Here is a 16,969-nt window from a genome sequence, read left to right as displayed (position 1 = left end):
ATCGACTCTATTAGCGCAATTTTTTCGAGCCACTATTTGTCCGTGAAAGTTGTTTTACTCGTTCGAAGGAGTGCACGATGCAAACGCAAGACTTAAATTTGCTTTCATTCATCACTGACTATTGCAAGCATGGATTCAGTGGGCCGCAGCCGTATGTACTCAACAATGAGCTGCGCCAAAAAGTCCTCGATGAGTGCCTCCGCCTGAAACGCCTTTGCACTTGTGGCCAACAGGAATCGCGTGAAGAACTGCATCGGGTACTGGCAGTCATCTATGACTACCGCTTTTCAGTGCCATCAATGGAAACAGTCGATGTTGATGTCTCTTGTGTATTCGCCGACATCACTACCTTACTTGAACCAGTCATCCTGCAGAATGAAATCGATATTATCCCGGCAGACATATTCGATCAGATGCCGACTAACGGCAGCGCTTTTGTAAGTTGGTTCAAACAGCTGATATCCCAACACCCTGCGGGCGCGCACCCATTCTTTCAGAACTATCTTCGCGACTCGGCAAGTGTTGAAGCTTTCAGAACTTTCCTGGCGCAGGAAACCACTCTCGACCCGCGCTTCGACGATATTCTGGCGCTGATGCAAGTGGGCACAGTCGGCGCAGAAAAAATGGAAATCGCCAAAAACTATTTCGACGAGATGGGCAATGGTGATGAACGAGAGGTGCACACCCTGCTGTTCAGCAAAGCCTTGAAGGCGCTGAATGTCGACGCCGCTTACATCGACAAGGCGTTGCTCCCTGAAGCACGGGTGTGCGGCAACCTTTCTGCCTGCCTGGCCCTGAGCCCGCGGCATCATTACAAAGCCATCGGTTACTTCGGGGTTACCGAATACCTCGCCCCTCGGCGCTTCAAAAAACTGGTTGCCGGCTGGCGGCGCCTGGGGTTGCCGGAGTTTGGTCTGGCTTACCACGACCTGCATATCCGCATCGATGCAATTCATGGCAAAGGCTGGTTCGACAACGTCATAGAACCGGCGGTCGAACAGGATCCGCGTGTCATCAGGGAAATTCTCTACGGAGCACTGATCCGCCTCAATTCGTCGAACACTTTCCTCGACGCCTTGCTCGCCCACGTGCAGCGTCAGGACCGAATTGCGCAGCCGCAGAACGTTCTTTCGATTGCCTGAACCGGCTGAGGGGTGCATCCGTGGTTTCTTTGAACAGTCATGACAGACCGCTGCCCGACTCGGTGTCCGATGCATTCGAACACCTGGCAACGTTCGATCTCGATCACATCGCAGGCTCGCAGTTGGTCGGGGTGGCCCGGGAAGCGTTTCGGCTCGGGGATGTGGACTTTCTGTGCTTCGGCGAAAGCGATCATCCGAGCCCCGTCTGCGCACAAACCGCGCTCAAGCAAGCGCTCGATGCCGGGCACACCCGCTACCCGGATATTCGCGGTGTGCCGGCCCTGCGCCAAGGGCTGGCCGACTACCTGAGCGAGCTACATCAAATGCCAGTCAGTGAGGATCGGATCGCCGTGACCGCCTCGGGCATGGCCGCAATCAACGTCGCCTTCGCTGCGCTGCTGCGCGAAGGCGACACGGCGGTACTGATTTCGCCCGCGTGGCCCAACCCGGGAAATCTCGCGGCGCTCAAAGGCGTGAATGTGCGCGACGTGCCGCTGTTGCTCGACCAACAGGGGTTCACGCTGAACCTGGAAGCGTTGGAAGCGGCGTTGCCGGGCAGCCGGGTGCTGTTTCTCAATTCGCCCAACAATCCCACCGGCTGGACCGCCAGTGCGCAACAGATGCAGGCAATTCTGGACCTGTGCCGCCGCTACGGGGTGTGGATCGTCAGCGATGAAGTCTATTCACGCCTGATCTATGACGGCCGGCGAGCCGCCCCTTCCATGCTCGACATCGCCACGGCCCAGGATCGTCTGGTGGTGTGCAACAGCTTCAGCAAAGCCTGGGCCATGACCGGGTATCGGGTGGGTTGGCTGGTGGTGCCGCAGGGCCAGCGGGAAAAGCTTGGTGAGCTGATCGAGCTGACTCATTCCGGGGTCGCGCCCTTCGTGCAGAACGCGGCGCTGGCGGCGTTGCAGGATCGGCCATTCGTGGACGGGTTCCGCGATTACTGCCTGACCGGGCGGGCGATCGTGTCTGCCGCGCTGGCCGGTGTTGCAGGCATCCGCTACCACCAGCCAGACGCCGCCCTGTATGCGTTCATCCAGCTGGAGGGCGTCAGCGACAGCCTGAGTCTGGCCATGGCGCTGGTGCAACAACATGGCGTCGCCATCGCACCGGGCAGCGCGTTCGGCCCCGCAGGAGAAGGCTTCATTCGCGTGTGTTTTGCCCAGAAACCCGAACTGCTGCGCCGAGCCATGGAGCGTCTGGCGCGCGGTTTACAGACAGAGCTGGCGAAGCAAGGCCCGATGCCGAGTCTCGTCGCTGCCAACCCAAGGAGCGTTGCATGCCTTACGTAAATATCAAGATTACCGATGAAGGCGTCACCCGCGAGCAGAAACGCGAGCTGATCGCCGAAGTCACCGCGGTGCTGGAACGCGTGCTGCAGAAAAACCCGCGAAGTACCACGGTGGTCATCGATGAAATCCATGTCGATAACTGGGGCATGGCTGGTCTGCAAGTGCCGGAGTATCGCGAAACATTCATGAAAAAACCGTCCGCATAAGGTCGGTCAACGCAAGCAGTAGCCATCTGATTAAATCGTGCGAGGGATAGTCATGTTGACAGTTTGGGGCAGAGAACGTGGTTTGTGCGTCAAGAAGGTGTTGTGGTGCCTTGAAGACCTGAAGCTGGATTTTGAGCGAATCGATGCCGGCCGCCAGTATGGCCGGACCAATGATGAGGAATACCTGCGGCTCAATCGCAATGGTCTGGTGCCGACGCTGATCGATGAGGAATTCGTGCTGTGGGAGTCCAACGCGATCATGCGCTATCTGGCGCTGCGCTACGGCCCGCCAAGCCTTTACCCGTCCGAACCGAAGTTGCATGCGGACTGCAACCGCTGGCTGGACTGGTCTGTCGGCGCGCTGTGGCCGGATATCGTGCCGCTGTTCACTTCACTGATCCGCACCGCTCCCGAGCGGCGCGACATGAATGCCGTGCGCATCCAATCAACGCGCCTGGCGAAGAACTGGTCGATTGCCGACGAGTACCTGGCCGGCAAGCAATTCATCACCGGCGAGTACTTCACCATCGCCGATATTGCCCTCGGTGTGCTGGCGCAAACCTATGAAACCTTCGAGCTCGACAACAAACCCGAAACCCCGCATCTGGACGCCTGGTACCAGCGCATCAGCCAGCGCCCGGGCTTCAAGCGCTTTGCCGTGTTACCACCTGAGCCAGACCCGACCGAACATAACTGAATCGATCTTGCTCAAGCCGAGCATCTGAGTTGAAACGGGCAGCCTGCGGGCTGCCCACTGGTCTGAGTGGAGTATCAACATGCGCTACAAGCAACGTCCGGCGGGTTCGAACTGGGGGGATTTCGGTCCTGATGATCAACTCGGACGGCTGAATCTGCTGACGGCTGAAAAGATCCGTCAAGGTGCCGCTGAGGTTCGTGCCGGCAAATCGTTCTGCCTGAGTCTGCCGCTTGACCTGCCGGGCGGTTCGAAGTGGAATTCGCGTCGCCAGCCACCCGTGCTGAAACCAGTACTGCGCAACAATCGTTCGAACATCGACTACCAACTGAGCCAAGATGATCCGCATCTGACCGATGTGCTGTGCGACCACACGGTGACCCTTTGCACACAGTATTCGACCCAGTGGGACAGCCTTGCGCAAGTCGGCAGCCTGTTCGATATCGACGGTGACGGGCGCTTGCAAAGCTGCTTCTACAATGGTTTTCGCGCCGAGCAGGACATTTTTGGCGAGATCGTACGTGAGCCAGATGCCCACGGCGATTTCCCCCCGGCACCAGCCAGGTTCCTCGGGGTCGAGCACATGGCCGCCACCGGACTGCAAGGCCGGGCGGTACTGATCGACCTGCACAAACATTTTGGCAATGCCAAGCGGCATGTCGGTTATGCCGAGATCCGTCAGATCATGGAGGCCGACAATATTGTGGTCGAGCCTGGCGACATCGTACTGTTCCACACCGGTTTCGCGCAGATGCTGGTGGATATGCAAGGCGATCCGGACGTGCATTTGCTTGAGCACTCGTGCGTCGACCTCAACGGTCGTGACGAAGAGTTGCTACGCTGGATCGACGAAGCGCAGATCAGCGCGATTGCAGCGGATAATCATGCGGTGGAAGCCTTCCCGTCGGAAAAACTCGATCTGCCGCACTACCCGATTCTGCCGCTGCACGAGTTGTGTCTGTTCAAACTGGGCATCCATTTGGGCGAACTCTGGTATCTGACGCCACTCGCCCAATGGCTGCGGGAAAACGGTCGCAGCCGTTTTCTGTTGACCGCGCCGCCCCTGCGTCTGACTGGCGCCGTGGCCTCGCCGGTGACGCCGGTGGCCACGGTCTGAACCCGGCGCCGGCGAGCGCATCGGCATGGCGCAGGCAACGCCCATGCGCTCGATCATTTTTACAGGGATTCATCACATGAGTAGCGTGTACTGGCAACGTAACCTGGCCATCTGTTTCTTCGGCTCATTCATCAATATCGTCGCCATGACGTTGCTGTTGCCTTTTCTGCCGATCTACATCGAGCAACTGGGCGTTGAAGGCCATGCGCAAATCGTCCAGTGGTCGGGCATCGCCTATGGCGCAACGTTCCTTTCCGCTGCTCTGGTGGCGCCGCTGTGGGGGCGTCTGGCTGATCGTTATGGCAGCAAACAAAACCTCATTCGCGCGAGCCTGGGCATGGTTGTGAGCATGGCGCTGATCGGCCTGGCGCAGAATGTTTGGCAGCTGGTTCTGTTGCGGTTTCTGGTGGGACTGGCGGGCGGCTACACGTCTGGGTCCTATGTGATCGTGGCGGCGCAAACGCCCAAGGATCGCTCGGCCTGGGCACTGGGCACCCTGGCGTCGGGCATCATGGCCGGGAGTCTGGTCGGCCCGTTGATTGGCGGTGTGTTGCCGGCGGTGCTGGATATTCGCAGCATCTTCTTCCTCGCCAGCGCCTGTATTTTTCTGAACTTCCTGGCCACGTGCCTGTTCGTCCGCGAAGAAAAGCGTGTCGCCCCAGCCAGGACGAACGCGGCGCCCCCCCCCGCGACCGACGCCGATTTATCGAATAATCAGCGCACCGTGGTCTTCTCGATGCTCGTCACGGCGTCATTGCTGATGGTCGCCAACATGTCCATCGAGCCGATCATCACCGTGTACGTGCAACAACTGGTCGAGGCCGCCGGCAGCGTGACGTTCTACGCCGGTTTGACCATGTCCGCCGCCGCGCTGGGCAGTATCATTTCAGCGCCACGGCTGGGCAAGATCGCTGACCGGATCGGTGGCCTTAAAGTGGTCGCTGCGAGCCTCGCACTGGCCGGGCTGCTGCTGATTCCACAAGCCTTTGTCAGCGATATCTGGCAATTGATTGCCCTGCGTTTCTGCATGGGCCTGGCGCTCGGCGGCTTGCTACCCTGCGTAACTGCGTTGATCCGGCACAATGTCGATGATCGCTCGGTCGGCCGCATGCTCGGTTATTCGACCTCCGCGCAATACGCCGGACAAGTGCTGGGACCGGTCGCTGGTGGTTTTTTTGCCGGACACATCGGGATTCGTTCGGTGTTCATCGCTACCTGCGTGCTGCTGCTCGGCTGTGCGCTGTGGATCGGCCAATTGAGCGTGCAGCAACGGCGAAAAGCACTTTGTGACAAGCTCCCGGTCGATGTCTGAGCCTTGCCCACAGCGCTTGGCGATTCGTCTCCAACCAGCATCGCTGTGTTCTCCAACCATCAGCGCGGGGCGTTTTCCCCGCTGATAGAGTGCAATCAGGAGAACTCATCTATGAACAATGCAATTCGCTTTTCCGGGCGCGCTCTGTATTTGTCGCAAAACCCTGAGTGTATTCGCCGTCAGCTCGACGGCGAAGACCTGACTTTGGCAAGCGCCGAGCCGCTGCGCGACAACATCTCTACCGACGAAATCACCCCCGTCACCGTCATGATGGTTTACGACGAGCGCCTGGGGGAATTCCCCTATGTCGGCTTCAAGGCTGGCGAGCAATTGCCGATTGCTCGCCATGCGATCAAGCGAGGCGGTTTCGAGATCACCGTCGCGGGTAAGCGCTACGGCAAAGGGTCGTCACGCGAATCCTCGCCGGTGGCTGAACTGTCGGCCGGTATCCGCCTGATCGTGGCCGAGAGCTTTGAGCGGATCTATCAACAGAACTGCGACAACATTGGCATTCTGACCACCACCGATTTCTCTGTGCTTGAGCGCATCGCCGCTGGCGAAGCCATCGAATTTTCGACCTTCTTGGAAGGTCGCGACGAACTGACGCAGCAGATCATCCGCAGCGGTGGACTGCTCAAGTACAGCCGCGCTGCGCACTGGCCGCTGCCGGACCGCGAGCGGGTTATCCCGAGCAAGACAGGCCAGACTCTGGTCGAGAAAATCATCACTCGTCACCTGCATCCGGATGCGCAGACCGTCACCCGTGGCGAGGGCGTGTTCATCGCCGCAGATTACCGCTTCAGTCACGACTACTTCACCGGCATGAGCGCCCACCTCATGCATCAGGCGTTCGGTCAGCCGGCCAGCCTGATCGATCCAGACCGGATCATTGCGTTTGAGGATCATCTGGTCCTCGCGCCGCAAAGCATTCCGCACATCCAGCAGGGACTGCTCGACGGTGTGGCGGATCTTGCCCGTGGCCACAGGCACTTTTCCGAGCAGTATCCGGTGCGTTCCCACGGGGCGCTGCAAGACAAATCCGGGTCAGAGGGCATTTGCCATGCCTTGATGATCGAGCGCTACGCCCTGCCCGGACAAGTGGTCGCCGGCACCGATTCACACACACCGCATTCCGGCGCGCTGGGCTGTCTGGCGTTCGGCGTTGGCGCGACCGAAATGGCCAATAGCTGGGCCACCGGTTACGTGCGCTGCAAAGTCCCCGACACGATTCGGATAGAGGTCAGCGGCACGTTGGCGCCTGGGGTGATGGCCAAGGATCTGGTGCTGTATCTGCTGCAGATGGAGTCGATCCAGGCCGGTGGTGCAATCGGCGCAGTGTTCGAATATGGCGGCCCAGCCATTCGAGGAATGAGCATTGATGAACGCGCGACGTTGACCAACATGGTCGCCGAGCTCGGCGGCATGACCGGCATTGTCGAGCCCGATGCCAAAACCGTGAGTTTTCTCAAAGAGCGGCGCGGCATCGACTTCCAGCTCGAAGACTGGATGAGCAGTGATGCGGATGCCCATTATCGCGAAGTGATCCACATCGACGGCGCCCAGTTGCAAGCCATGCTGGCCCGTCCGGGAGATCCCGGCAACGGCGTGGCAGTGGCGGATCTGCCCGCGCCGGTGAACGTGGACATCGCCTATGGGGGGTCCTGCACCGCCGGCAAGCGCAGTGATTTTGACTGCTATCACGAAGTCCTGGCGTGGGCGCTGGCCAACGACTATCCCCTGAACGCAGACACACGGCTGTTTTTGCAGTTCGGCACGATGGACGTTCACGATTACTGTCAGCAGCGCGGTTACCTGAAAACCTTCGAGCAGGCCGGCGTGGTGCTGATCAAACCGGGTTGCGGCGCCTGCGCCAATTGTGGACCGGGGCAGTCGGTGTCGGCGGAACAGGTCACCATCAGCGCGATCAACCGTAACTTTCCCGGCCGTTCGGGGCCCGGCAGCGTCTGGCTGGCCAGCCCCTACACCGTGGCCGCCAGCGCGATTGCCGGCAGCATCACCACCTTCGCCGAACTTCAGGCGACGCTGGCAGTTGGCGCTCCGTAAGGATCGCTAGACGCTGACGGTAACCAGCAGCGCATCGTTCAACCAGCGCGTAACCAGCGCTGCGCTATCGACCAACTGCGATGGGCGATTCGCCTCGGCGAATCGCGTCTGAGCTGCCAGCAAGGCCTCGCTCAGGCTGGCCCCGCCACTCAGGCAGATCAACCCCGCCGCTTCGCAAGGGTTCAACTCCCGCACCTTCACCACCCAGCCGAGTCGATAAACCAGAGTCGTCCGGTGTTTCGCTTGCAGATCCGGAAATGCCTGGCCCGGCGTCACATGAGCAGTCCATAACGCCGCGCATGGCCAGTCACTGTGCAGCAGCGAACAGCCTGGATGCAGGGTCAAACGTTGGGCATCGAGTTGACTGCTGCTCAGCGCAGCCAGTTCGCCAGCACTCAATGCCACAGCGTCAGCAGCGAACGCCGCACACTGCACCGACCACTCCAGCGCCGCCACGTCAGCGAAATACGGGTAGGCGTGAACGGCCAAGTAACCATTGAGAAACGCCGAAAACTGCGCGCCGAACATTTTCAGATCGGCCTGGCGCGATGGATATCGCTGGCCAAAAGCATGCGCAAGCGTGCGGAAAAACTCATCGCCGACCAACGCCTTGATCACCGGATAAGTCAACGCCAGCGAGCGCTCCTGGTGCTGCCAGAGAGCACTGCGGTAACGCGAAAAACGCTGCAGATCATCGGCACTGGCAGCGTCAAACCAACCCTGCGGCAGAATCGCAGGTGCTGACGATTCGTCGAGGCTTGCAACAAAATCGGCTTGCAGCGACGCCAACTCTTCACGCGTCAATCGACACCTGCGCAGCAATCGCCCGAGCAATCTCGACCTGACCCAACAGCTCTTCAAACGGCGGCAGACGAGTGTCCCATTCGATCAGCACCGGCACGCTGCCAAACTGGCGCAATGCGCTGCGATACAGCGCCCAGACCGGCTCGGCAACCGCACTGCCATGATCATCCACCAGCAAGCCGTGCTCATGGCTATGGCCTGCAAGATGCAATTCACCCACGCAGCCAACAGCGAGCGTTTGCATGGCGGCCAGCGCCGGTTCGCCGTGGTTGCATTGATTGACGTAAAGATTATTCAGATCCAGCAGCACCGCACTCCCAGTGCGCGCCACGACTTCGGCAAGAAACTGCGTCTCACCCAAGGTGTCACCCTTGTAGCGCAGACTGGTCGACACGTTTTCCAGCAACAGTTGTTGACCGAGGGCGCTCTGCACTTGATCGAGGCGCTCACAGACCAGGCTCAGAGACGCTTCGGTCAGCGGCAGCGGCAACAGATCGTTAATGCAGCGCCCCTCCACCGCGCCCCAGGTCAGGTGTTCCGAAATCAGAAAGGGCCTGACGCTGGCTGCCAACTGGCGAATGCGCTCGACATGTTCCATGGAAAACCCATGTACCGAGCCGATGCCCAATCCCACCCCATGCAGACTGATCGGATAGTGATCGGCCAGGCACCGCAACACATGCAGATCCCAGCCACCGGGCCCGAAGTAGTTCTCCGTATGCACTTCAAGCCAGTCGACGGGCGGCAGCGTCTGCAGAAAGTCGGGGTAATGCGCAGCGCGCAGACCAACACCAATCGGCGGTAACGGGCGCATTCGTGACTCGTCGGGCAATGGATTCATGACCCCCATTATGCGGACGGAATCGATCTGTGCAACTGCGCAACCGGCTGAAGACAACGGCGACGCTGCGGGCGAAATGACAACACCACTTAGAGTCAACGGTACTGGTACTCACCCAAAACACCCAAACGCCCCAGTCATCAAAAAAAGGCCGAGGCCCATTCAGCGCCTCGGCCTTTTTGTCCTAATTTCACACCCATTCACGAAATATTCAGAAACCCCAACAGATACTAGCCCATTGCAATGCCCCCCCCCAAACGGTCCCTCTGCCCTGGTAGCCACACCCTATGACGCGTACCGCTCCCCTGCTGCTGTTACTGGTTGGTTTGCTGTTTTTCTTTGCCTTGGGCAAACACGAACTCCAAGGTTCCACCGAAGCCCGCGTCGCCGGGATCGCCATGGCCATGCACTTGGACAACGATTGGGTGGTGCCGCGCCTGTTTCGCGAGCCTTTCCTGGAAAAACCACCCCTGAGCCTGTGGCTCGACGCCGGGGCGATTCGCTTGTTTGGTGGCACCACTTGGGCCGTGCGCCTGGCATCGGCGTTTGCCGGGTTGTTCAGTGTGATGCTGTTTTACGGGATGCTGCGCCAGTTTGGCCGGCCCAAGACCCTGGCGTTCAGCGCCGCGCTGGTCCTGGCGACCATGGCCAGTTTCTGGGGCAATGTGCGCGGTGTGGGTGAAGACGCGTTGCTCACCCTCGGCGTGACCACCGCGTTGCTGGCGTTCTACCAAGCCATGCGGCCCGAACGCCAAGGCACCAGTGTGTGGCCCTGGGCGCTGTTTACTGCCGGGATGGTGATCGCCACCCTGAGCAAAGGGGTGCTGGGCCTGGCGATGCCGGGCATTGTGATTTTTGTGTACCTGGCCGTGACCAGCGTGATGGACAAGCGCCTGCGCATCGGTGACTGGCTCAAGCCTGGGTTGTGCACCTTATTGGCGCTGGTGCCGCTGATGATTTGGCTGGCGTTTCTGTTCCAGCGCGGTGGCATGCAAGCGGTGGGCGAGGTGTTGTGGACCAATAGCGTCGGGCGGTTCAGCGGCTCGTTCGTCGAGGCCGGGCATTACGAGCCGTTCTACTACTACCTCGCCAAACTGCCCGAGGCGTTCCTGCCGTGGAATATCCTGGTCTACCTGGGCCTGTGGCACTTCCGAAAAAGCCTGATGGGCAATCGCTACCGTCTGTTTTTCAGCATCTGGCTGGTGGCGCAGTTCACCCTGCTGACGCTGGCTTCCAGCAAACGCACCGTCTACCTGATGTCCCTCACCCCGGCCGCCGCCGTGCTTGCTACGGAATATGCCTATGTGTTGCTGCAAGGGCTCAAAGCGCGCAAGCCAGGCCTATACCGCTATCACCGGCCGGTAATCGCAGGCGTATTCACTGTGCTCTTTGCCAGCTACCTGAGCGCGGCGTTCTGGTTTGCGCCCAAGGCCGACAAGCGTGAGTCATTCGTGCCGGTAATCAGCCAGATCCAGGCATTGCAGGCAGAAGGTCGAGACGTGGCGATGTTCCAGCCGAACGAGCGTATTTCCGGCGCCGGGGTGTTCTACATGCAGGGCTATGTTCCGATCCTGCAAACCGAGCCCGAACTGCGCGCCTTCCTCACCGCCAAACCGGGCAACGTTGCGTTGCTCGACCACACCAACGGGCTGGATGAGAAGGTGACCGTCATCAAGCAGATGGCGATCAGCCGCCAGCCTTACTACTTCGTCGAGCAATAAGGCCGGCGCGGGGTATCAGTGCTTGGTGAGCTTGTCCAGGTAACCCATGGCAAACGCCGAGACCACGAAGGTCATGTGGATGATCACGTACCACATCAAGTGCTGTGGATCGACGTTCTTGGCGTCCATGAAGATACGCAGCAAGTGGATGGACGAAATCGCCACGATGGAGGCCGCCACTTTCATCTTCAGCGATGAAGAGTCCATGGTGCCCAGCCAGTTGAGCTTTTCTTTGTTTTCATCGATATCCAGTTGCGAGACGAAGTTCTCGTAACCCGAGATCATCACCATCACCAGCAGGCCACCGACCAGCGCCATGTCGATCAACGACAGCAGCAGCAGGATCACTTCTGCTTCCAGCATGGTGAAAATGTTAGGAATGACGTGGATGATTTCCTGGAAGAATTTCAGCGCCAGGATCAGCAAGCCCAGGGACAACCCGAGATAGATGGGCGCCAACAGCCAGCGTGAAGCGTACATAGTATTTTCGATAAAGCGTTCCATGGGATCTCACACAGCTTGGCTAAAAATGGCAGCGAGTATACCAGCCGCTACAAGACACCTGTCACCGCGAGAAAACTGACCCAGGCGGCATCTGTAAGAGAATTTTTCTGCTAGTGTCGAGCCCATCAAATCGGCTCGATGATGTCGGACAGGAAAAACTCAGATGATGGATGTGCGATCCCCTTTGGCCAGCATCGGCCTGTGTGCGGTGTTGCTGATGGCCAGCGGCTGTTCCCCCAGCGATGAGAAAAAACAGGCCACCCTCGAAGAGAAAACCGCCAAGTTCGAACAGTCACTGGACAGCATCCAGGACCCCAAGCTGCGCGACGCCATCGCCGACCTCGGCGGCTCGCTGCTGCTACTGGAACGGGCGCGGGTCAAGCTCGCCGACAAACCCATCGAGGCCGAATACGGCGAAGACACCCTGGCTCTGCTCAAGTACTACCCCACGCCTCAAGCGTTGGTGGACACCTACATCAATGGCCTGTTCGTGCTGCGCAAAGCCTCGCATTCCGACTATTTGACGGATTTGCAGCCCGTTTTCCCGTTCAGCTTCAACACCCTTGAGCAGTTCCCGTTCCCCCACAGCCTGGAATGGCAGTCGGTGACCTTGAGCAACAATAAGGTCATCCCCTTTCAGCCCGAGTGGTCGGAAACCGATCCCGGTATCCAACTGAGCCCCAGCAGTTCCAACCTCACCAACCCCGATGACCTGACGGTGACCTACCCGTTCATCGATGGCGTCGAGACGGAAAACAAAAGCCAGCCACAACCGGTCAGCCTCAAAGGCACGGTTGATGTGGTTGCGCCGGGCAAGGTGCTGAGCTTCGACCTGTCGAAAAAAGACGTAGGCCACAAGCGCACCGAAGGCACCATCACCCTCAACCTGCTGCTGCTTGAAAAGAACTACGCCGAAATCGAACTGACCAACAGCGCACCGCTGGCACCGGAAGTCGGCGACGCGTCCCCCAACCCACTGCTGGTACAGGCGCGCGACAGCACCGGGCAATTTCTCACCCGCTCGGGCTCGATCAACGAGAGTAATGCCCAAGTGGCGTTCTATGAGAAACAACTGGCCGAGATGCAAAAGCAGAAAACCTGGTCCGATGCGTTCGAAAAACAGCTCACCGACGAGCAAAAAGCCTTCGAACACAAACAGAGCAGCCATTACGCCAAGGTGTACTTCAACGGGCTGATCGACAACCTGCAGGTCAATGTGCTGGATTTCTCCAAAGCCACTCTCACCCACAAGGACCTTGAACTGCCGGTGATGCGCTTCGACAAGAACAGCCTGCAACAAACCGTACAGGCCTTGCCAATGCCGGTCACCGTGTATGACGACGGCGCCGCCAGCTGGCTCAAAGACGCATCGATGACCGAGGACCAGCTGAAAAACAGCGTCACCATCAGCCAGTCCACCGAAGACGCCAGCGCCGCACATATCGTCTTCGACCACCCCTTCACCTTCAACGACGACTTGGTGGGCGCCGAGCGCAACAGCAGCGAATCACCGGTGACCTTCTTCACTGCCGATGACAAAGGTGAGCGCGGCGAGCCCATCGAACTGCCCACCGAAGCCTTTGAACTGAACCCAAGCCGCGGCACCCTCACCTACGACCTCAACCTGTTCCCGGAAAACCCGGCGTTTGTGGTCGGCTCGATCCCGCTGTTCCTGGCCACTATCGAGAAAGCCACAGTGGATGTGGCCAAGCTACCCAAGGGGTTGACGCTTAAAGACAACGCGCTGATCGTTGACCAGAAGGCGTTCCCGTCCGACAGCTGGCGCTTCTATGCCAAGGACGCCAGCGGTAACTACCTCAATGAAATCCTGGGGGTGAGCCACCGCGCCGAGGAGTACGGCACGGCAACCTTTGATGTGCATTATTTCTACGGCCAACCGACGACGCTGGAAAGCTACCAGCGCACCGACCTGAGTACCGTGCAATACGGTTTCGAGGTCAAGCTGGACAAGCCTCAGGCCCAATAGCCGTCAGTGCTGGGTGTCACTGAGGGCGGGTGTTCGTCCGCCATTGAGCTGTCGCAGATGGGCCTGCATGTGCAGGCACCAGATCTGCGGGTCGCCCGCGCGCTCATAGCCGTGCAGTGTCAGGCTGTCGACGATGGATTCCAGAATGGTTTCGGCCACGAAAGGCCCATGGAACGGGCCTTGGGACTTGATGGTGGAAGGCTGCTCACCGGTCATGCCGGCGGCAAACAACAGCGTCCACATCCCGTTATCCCCCGCGAGAGGGCGAATGGAGCATTCGATACGGGTAACCAGGCCCAGGCACTGGCGGGTAAGGCAAAGGTTGCGCGGCATGGCGGCGACCCTCGGTAGATCGGTGTTCAACCTCAACGCTCGGCGAGGCTGTCTCTATCCTGCGACTCCTGTAGAGATCCCTTGAGCAGAGAATAGAAGAAAACCGCAATAAACCAAGGTTGTAGGGACCAACGGGCGTGGAGCCCTTCACCCTGAGTCAATTTCATGACATGCGCCCAATATATCAAACCTCACCGCAGACCTAATGTGGGAGGGGGCTTGCCCTAATGCCAGTCAGTTAAGGGCAAACACCGTCAGTGTGGCGAGGGAGCTTGCTCCCGCTGGGCCGCGTAGCGGCCCCAAAGATGGGACTGCTGCGCAGTCCAGCGGGAGCAAGCTCCCTCGCCACAGGTTAGCTTTTACTCTTTCTAACCCTTAACTGACTGGCATTGGGGCTTGCCCCCTCCCACATTGACCGCGTCGAGACGAAAATCAGGTGGGCTTGGCTTCGGCCAGCGCCTGCTGCGCCAACTCCTTCTCGGCTTCCTTCAAGTCTTCCTCGCTGATCATCTCCGCAATCACCCGCAGGCGCTCCACCACCCGCGCATTCACCGAGCCTTCGGGGAATTGCCCTTCAGCATCCGGCTCACCGGCCGGCTCGCCCACCAACAGGCTCAAGGCCTCGTCCGCCTGGCGTACCGCATAGATATGGAACTGACCGGCGCGCACGGCCTGGAGCACCTTCTCATCCAGCATCAAGGTAGCGACGTTGGCCTGGGGAATGATCGCCCCCTGCTCACCGGTCAAACCACGGGCTTCGCAAAGACGGAAGAACCCTTCGATCTTCTCGTTGACCCCGCCCACCGCCTGTACTTCACCAAACTGGTTGATGGAGCCGGTGATGGCAAAACACTGCTTAAGCGGCGTCTTCGACAAGGCCGAGATCAGGGTGCACGCCTCGCCAAGAGACGCGCTGTCACCGTCCACGTAACCGTAGGACTGCTCCAGCGCGATACTCGCCGAGATCGCCAACGGGAATTCTTGGGCATAGCGGCTGCCCAGGTAACCGGTGAGGATCATCACGCCCTTGGAGTGGATCGGCTGGCCGAGGTTGACCTCACGCTCGATGTCGACGATGCCGCTGCCGCCGGGGTACACCGTGGCGGAAATCCGCGCCGGCACACCGAAAGCCGAGTCCCCGACTTCCAGCACCGTCAGCCCGTTGCACTTGCCCACGGCGGCTCCGGCGGTGTCGATCAGGATGACGCCAGCGAGCATGTCGTCCAGAATCCGCGCCGATACCCGCCCGGTACGCGTAGCCTTGGCCTTGAGCGCCCGTTCGATATGGCCAGCATCGGTCATCTCATCACCCGCCAGGTGGCGAATAAAGTCCGCCTCGCTGACCAGTTGGAACAGATCACCAATGCGCGCCGACAAACGGCCCTGATGCTCCGCCAACCGTGCGCTGTAGGTGGCCAACCGCGCCACCGCGTCCGAGGTCAGCGGTGCCATGCCTTCTTCCGAGGTGCGGGTTTTAAGCAACTGGGCGAACTGCTCCAGGCTTTCGTCCACCATCGGGATGTCTTCGTCGAAGTCCACCAGGACGCGGAACATCTCTTGGAAGTCCGGATCGGCGTCCTGCAACGCGTAATACAACTGGCGCGAACCAATGATGATCACCTTGACCTGCAACGGGATCATCTGCGGGTTGAGGGTCACGGTGGCCAGACGGCCCAGCTCGCCCAGGGGCGATTCCATCTTCAACTTGCGCGATTGCAGGGAGCGCTTGAGGGCGTCCCACACAAACGGCTCGCTGAGCATTTTCTCGGCTTCAAGGATCAGGAAGCCGCCATTGGCGCGGTGCAAAGCGCCCGGGCGCAATTGGCGATAAGTGGTGTACAGCGCGCCTTGGTCGGTGCTGTATTCAATACGGCCGAACAGGTTGTCGTAGGTTGGGTGCGGTTCAAACACCACCGGGGCGCCGCCGTTGACCGGATGGCCCACCACCAGGCTCGGGCAGTATTGCTCCTCCAGCAGCTTGCGGGCCTGGGCGTCGGTCTTGGCGTCGTCTACCAGTTGCTCGACCACGGTCTTGAGCAGGTACACCTGCATGGCCTGCAGGTAACCGCAGACGGCCGCGTTCTCCGCGTACTTTTCCGACAGCGGTGAGAGCAAAGGCTGCAGGGCCAGGGTGATGGTTTCTTCGTTGAACTGGCGCAGTTGGTTGTTCGACTCGCGCTTCCACTGAGGCAGGCTGGCCAGTTCTTCGTTGAGGCGTTCTTCCAGCTCGGAAATATCCGTGTGGAAGCGCTCGCGGTCGGCTTCCGGCAGCTGCGAAAACTCGGCTTCGTCCAGTGCCTTGCCGTCGAGCATCGGCGTGAAGGCAATGTTGGTGCTGTCACGGTACAGCGCCACGTCCTTTTCCAGGGCCAGGCGTTCGATCACGTCCAGGGCCTTGTCGTAACGCTGGTTGAAGGCGCGATCAATGGCACTTTTACGCTGTTGATAAGTGGGGTGTTCGAAGACCGCCGGGAAGGTGGCCACCAGGTTGTCGATCAACCCGTTGATGTCGCTGATAAACGCCGCCGCGCCGCCCGCCGGCAACTCCAGTGCACGGGGCTCGCGGGGTTCATCAAAATTATTCACATAGACCCAGTCCGCCGGGGTCCGCAGGCGCTTGCCTTCGGCCTTCAGGTAGCGCTTTACGAACGAAAAGCGGCCAGTACCGGGCTCGCCCATGACAAACACGTTGTAACCGGGGCGTGGCATGGCCACACCGAACTGCAAGGCTTCAACCGCACGTTCCTGGCCAAGCACACCGCGAAAAGGCTCCAAATCATTGGTGGTCGAGAAGCTGAACTGTTCAGCGGAAAAAGGACGAGTCAGCGCTTCGGGCGCTAGACGCAAGCTGGCAGCAACAGGATCAGGCATCGGGCTTCCTTACATCAGGCGGGGCAGATGACGGCATTCTGGCTCTCGCTTGCGCGCTCTGGCAAGGCGCGTCGG

At 59.7% G+C, this 16,969-nt stretch carries 14 protein-coding genes; 9 read left to right on the top strand and 5 right to left on the bottom strand.

Translation table 11 applies throughout. From position 1 onward, the window contains the following. Window positions 1-77 precede the first annotated feature (77 nt). The 7 genes from ACLD1Y_RS10895 (at window position 78) to ACLD1Y_RS10865 (ending at window position 7,833) form a co-directional block, all read left to right on the top strand. On the top strand, window positions 78-1,142 hold the full coding sequence (locus ACLD1Y_RS10895; protein WP_429477973.1) for an iron-containing redox enzyme family protein: 1,065 nt from the start codon (window positions 78-80) through the stop codon (window positions 1,140-1,142). Between the two features lie 20 nt (window positions 1,143-1,162). Next, window positions 1,163-2,440: a pyridoxal phosphate-dependent aminotransferase gene (locus tag ACLD1Y_RS10890; RefSeq protein ID WP_429477971.1), complete on the top strand. Its 1,278-nt coding sequence runs from the start codon at window positions 1,163-1,165 to the stop codon at window positions 2,438-2,440. After that, a complete protein-coding gene (locus ACLD1Y_RS10885) occupies window positions 2,428-2,646 on the top strand; it encodes a tautomerase family protein (RefSeq protein WP_163908299.1) in 219 nt (72 codons plus the stop codon). The genes ACLD1Y_RS10890 and ACLD1Y_RS10885 overlap by 13 nt, the downstream gene beginning before the upstream one ends. A 52-nt stretch (window positions 2,647-2,698) precedes the next feature. Continuing rightward, window positions 2,699-3,343 carry a glutathione S-transferase family protein gene (locus ACLD1Y_RS10880; RefSeq protein WP_339502647.1) on the top strand — a complete coding sequence of 215 codons (645 nt, stop codon included), beginning with the start codon at window positions 2,699-2,701 and terminating at the stop codon, window positions 3,341-3,343. Between the two features lie 79 nt (window positions 3,344-3,422). Beyond that, the gene (locus tag ACLD1Y_RS10875; protein ID WP_339502648.1) at window positions 3,423-4,457 is read left to right on the top strand and encodes a cyclase family protein; all 1,035 of its coding nucleotides are present in this window, start codon (window positions 3,423-3,425) and stop codon (window positions 4,455-4,457) included. A 76-nt stretch (window positions 4,458-4,533) separates the two neighbouring features. Then, the gene (locus tag ACLD1Y_RS10870; protein WP_429477969.1) at window positions 4,534-5,769 is read left to right on the top strand and encodes an MFS transporter; all 1,236 of its coding nucleotides are present in this window, start codon (window positions 4,534-4,536) and stop codon (window positions 5,767-5,769) included. Between the two features lie 111 nt (window positions 5,770-5,880). Continuing rightward, on the top strand, window positions 5,881-7,833 hold the full coding sequence (locus ACLD1Y_RS10865; RefSeq protein WP_429477967.1) for an aconitase family protein: 1,953 nt from the start codon (window positions 5,881-5,883) through the stop codon (window positions 7,831-7,833). Between the two features lie 6 nt (window positions 7,834-7,839). Here ACLD1Y_RS10865 and ACLD1Y_RS10860 read toward each other — a convergent pair whose 3' ends face one another. Continuing rightward, window positions 7,840-8,637, bottom strand: coding sequence for an HvfC/BufC family peptide modification chaperone (locus tag ACLD1Y_RS10860; RefSeq protein WP_429477965.1), 798 nt, complete (start codon window positions 8,635-8,637; stop codon window positions 7,840-7,842). Further along, on the bottom strand, window positions 8,627-9,451 hold the full coding sequence (gene bufB, locus ACLD1Y_RS10855; protein WP_429477963.1) for an MNIO family bufferin maturase: 825 nt from the start codon (window positions 9,449-9,451) through the stop codon (window positions 8,627-8,629). Before bufB ends, ACLD1Y_RS10860 begins: the two co-directional genes overlap by 11 nt. A 314-nt stretch (window positions 9,452-9,765) precedes the next feature. Here bufB and ACLD1Y_RS10850 point away from each other — a divergent pair, with 314 nt between their 5' ends. Next, window positions 9,766-11,199, top strand: a complete 1,434-nt coding sequence (locus ACLD1Y_RS10850; RefSeq protein WP_429477961.1) for an ArnT family glycosyltransferase — start codon at window positions 9,766-9,768, stop codon at window positions 11,197-11,199. A gap of 15 nt (window positions 11,200-11,214) precedes the next feature. On the opposite strand, the gene ACLD1Y_RS10845 is transcribed toward ACLD1Y_RS10850, so the two are convergent. After that, window positions 11,215-11,703 carry a TIGR00645 family protein gene (locus ACLD1Y_RS10845; RefSeq protein WP_005791582.1) on the bottom strand — a complete coding sequence of 163 codons (489 nt, stop codon included), beginning with the start codon at window positions 11,701-11,703 and terminating at the stop codon, window positions 11,215-11,217. A 163-nt stretch (window positions 11,704-11,866) separates the two neighbouring features. Here ACLD1Y_RS10845 and ACLD1Y_RS10840 point away from each other — a divergent pair, with 163 nt between their 5' ends. Further along, the gene (locus tag ACLD1Y_RS10840; RefSeq protein WP_429477959.1) at window positions 11,867-13,690 is read left to right on the top strand and encodes a hypothetical protein; all 1,824 of its coding nucleotides are present in this window, start codon (window positions 11,867-11,869) and stop codon (window positions 13,688-13,690) included. Between the two features lie 3 nt (window positions 13,691-13,693). Here the strand turns inward: ACLD1Y_RS10840 and ACLD1Y_RS10835 are convergent, their stop codons facing one another. Both ACLD1Y_RS10835 and ACLD1Y_RS10830 read right to left on the bottom strand, forming a co-directional pair. Next, window positions 13,694-14,023 carry a hypothetical protein gene (locus ACLD1Y_RS10835; RefSeq protein ID WP_429477957.1) on the bottom strand — a complete coding sequence of 110 codons (330 nt, stop codon included), beginning with the start codon at window positions 14,021-14,023 and terminating at the stop codon, window positions 13,694-13,696. 432 nt (window positions 14,024-14,455) lie between these two features. Then, on the bottom strand, window positions 14,456-16,894 hold the full coding sequence (locus ACLD1Y_RS10830; protein WP_429477955.1) for a Lon protease family protein: 2,439 nt from the start codon (window positions 16,892-16,894) through the stop codon (window positions 14,456-14,458). Window positions 16,895-16,969 lie beyond the last annotated feature (75 nt).

This window comes from Pseudomonas sp. 18175 (genome assembly GCF_050432925.1).
Classification (GTDB): Bacteria; Pseudomonadota; Gammaproteobacteria; order Pseudomonadales; family Pseudomonadaceae; genus Aquipseudomonas.
Note: the sequence above shows the minus strand (reverse complement) of the source record. Positions and strands in the feature narration are given on the sequence as shown.

Excerpts from the sequence above, each read along its gene's own strand:
- ACLD1Y_RS10895 (WP_429477973.1), top strand. The coding sequence starts at position 78 with ATGCAAACGCAAGACTTAAATTTGCTTTCATTCATCACTGACTATTGC.
- ACLD1Y_RS10875 (WP_339502648.1), top strand. The coding sequence starts at position 3,423 with ATGCGCTACAAGCAACGTCCGGCGGGTTCGAACTGGGGGGATTTCGGT.
- ACLD1Y_RS10850 (WP_429477961.1), top strand. The coding sequence starts at position 9,766 with ATGACGCGTACCGCTCCCCTGCTGCTGTTACTGGTTGGTTTGCTGTTT.
- ACLD1Y_RS10865 (WP_429477967.1), top strand. The coding sequence starts at position 5,881 with ATGAACAATGCAATTCGCTTTTCCGGGCGCGCTCTGTATTTGTCGCAA.
- ACLD1Y_RS10880 (WP_339502647.1), top strand. The coding sequence starts at position 2,699 with ATGTTGACAGTTTGGGGCAGAGAACGTGGTTTGTGCGTCAAGAAGGTG.
- ACLD1Y_RS10830 (WP_429477955.1), bottom strand. The coding sequence starts at position 16,894 with ATGCCTGATCCTGTTGCTGCCAGCTTGCGTCTAGCGCCCGAAGCGCTG.
- ACLD1Y_RS10840 (WP_429477959.1), top strand. The coding sequence starts at position 11,867 with ATGATGGATGTGCGATCCCCTTTGGCCAGCATCGGCCTGTGTGCGGTG.
- ACLD1Y_RS10870 (WP_429477969.1), top strand. The coding sequence starts at position 4,534 with ATGAGTAGCGTGTACTGGCAACGTAACCTGGCCATCTGTTTCTTCGGC.
- ACLD1Y_RS10835 (WP_429477957.1), bottom strand. The coding sequence starts at position 14,023 with ATGCCGCGCAACCTTTGCCTTACCCGCCAGTGCCTGGGCCTGGTTACC.
- bufB (WP_429477963.1), bottom strand. The coding sequence starts at position 9,451 with ATGCGCCCGTTACCGCCGATTGGTGTTGGTCTGCGCGCTGCGCATTAC.
- ACLD1Y_RS10845 (WP_005791582.1), bottom strand. The coding sequence starts at position 11,703 with ATGGAACGCTTTATCGAAAATACTATGTACGCTTCACGCTGGCTGTTG.
- ACLD1Y_RS10885 (WP_163908299.1), top strand. The coding sequence starts at position 2,428 with ATGCCTTACGTAAATATCAAGATTACCGATGAAGGCGTCACCCGCGAG.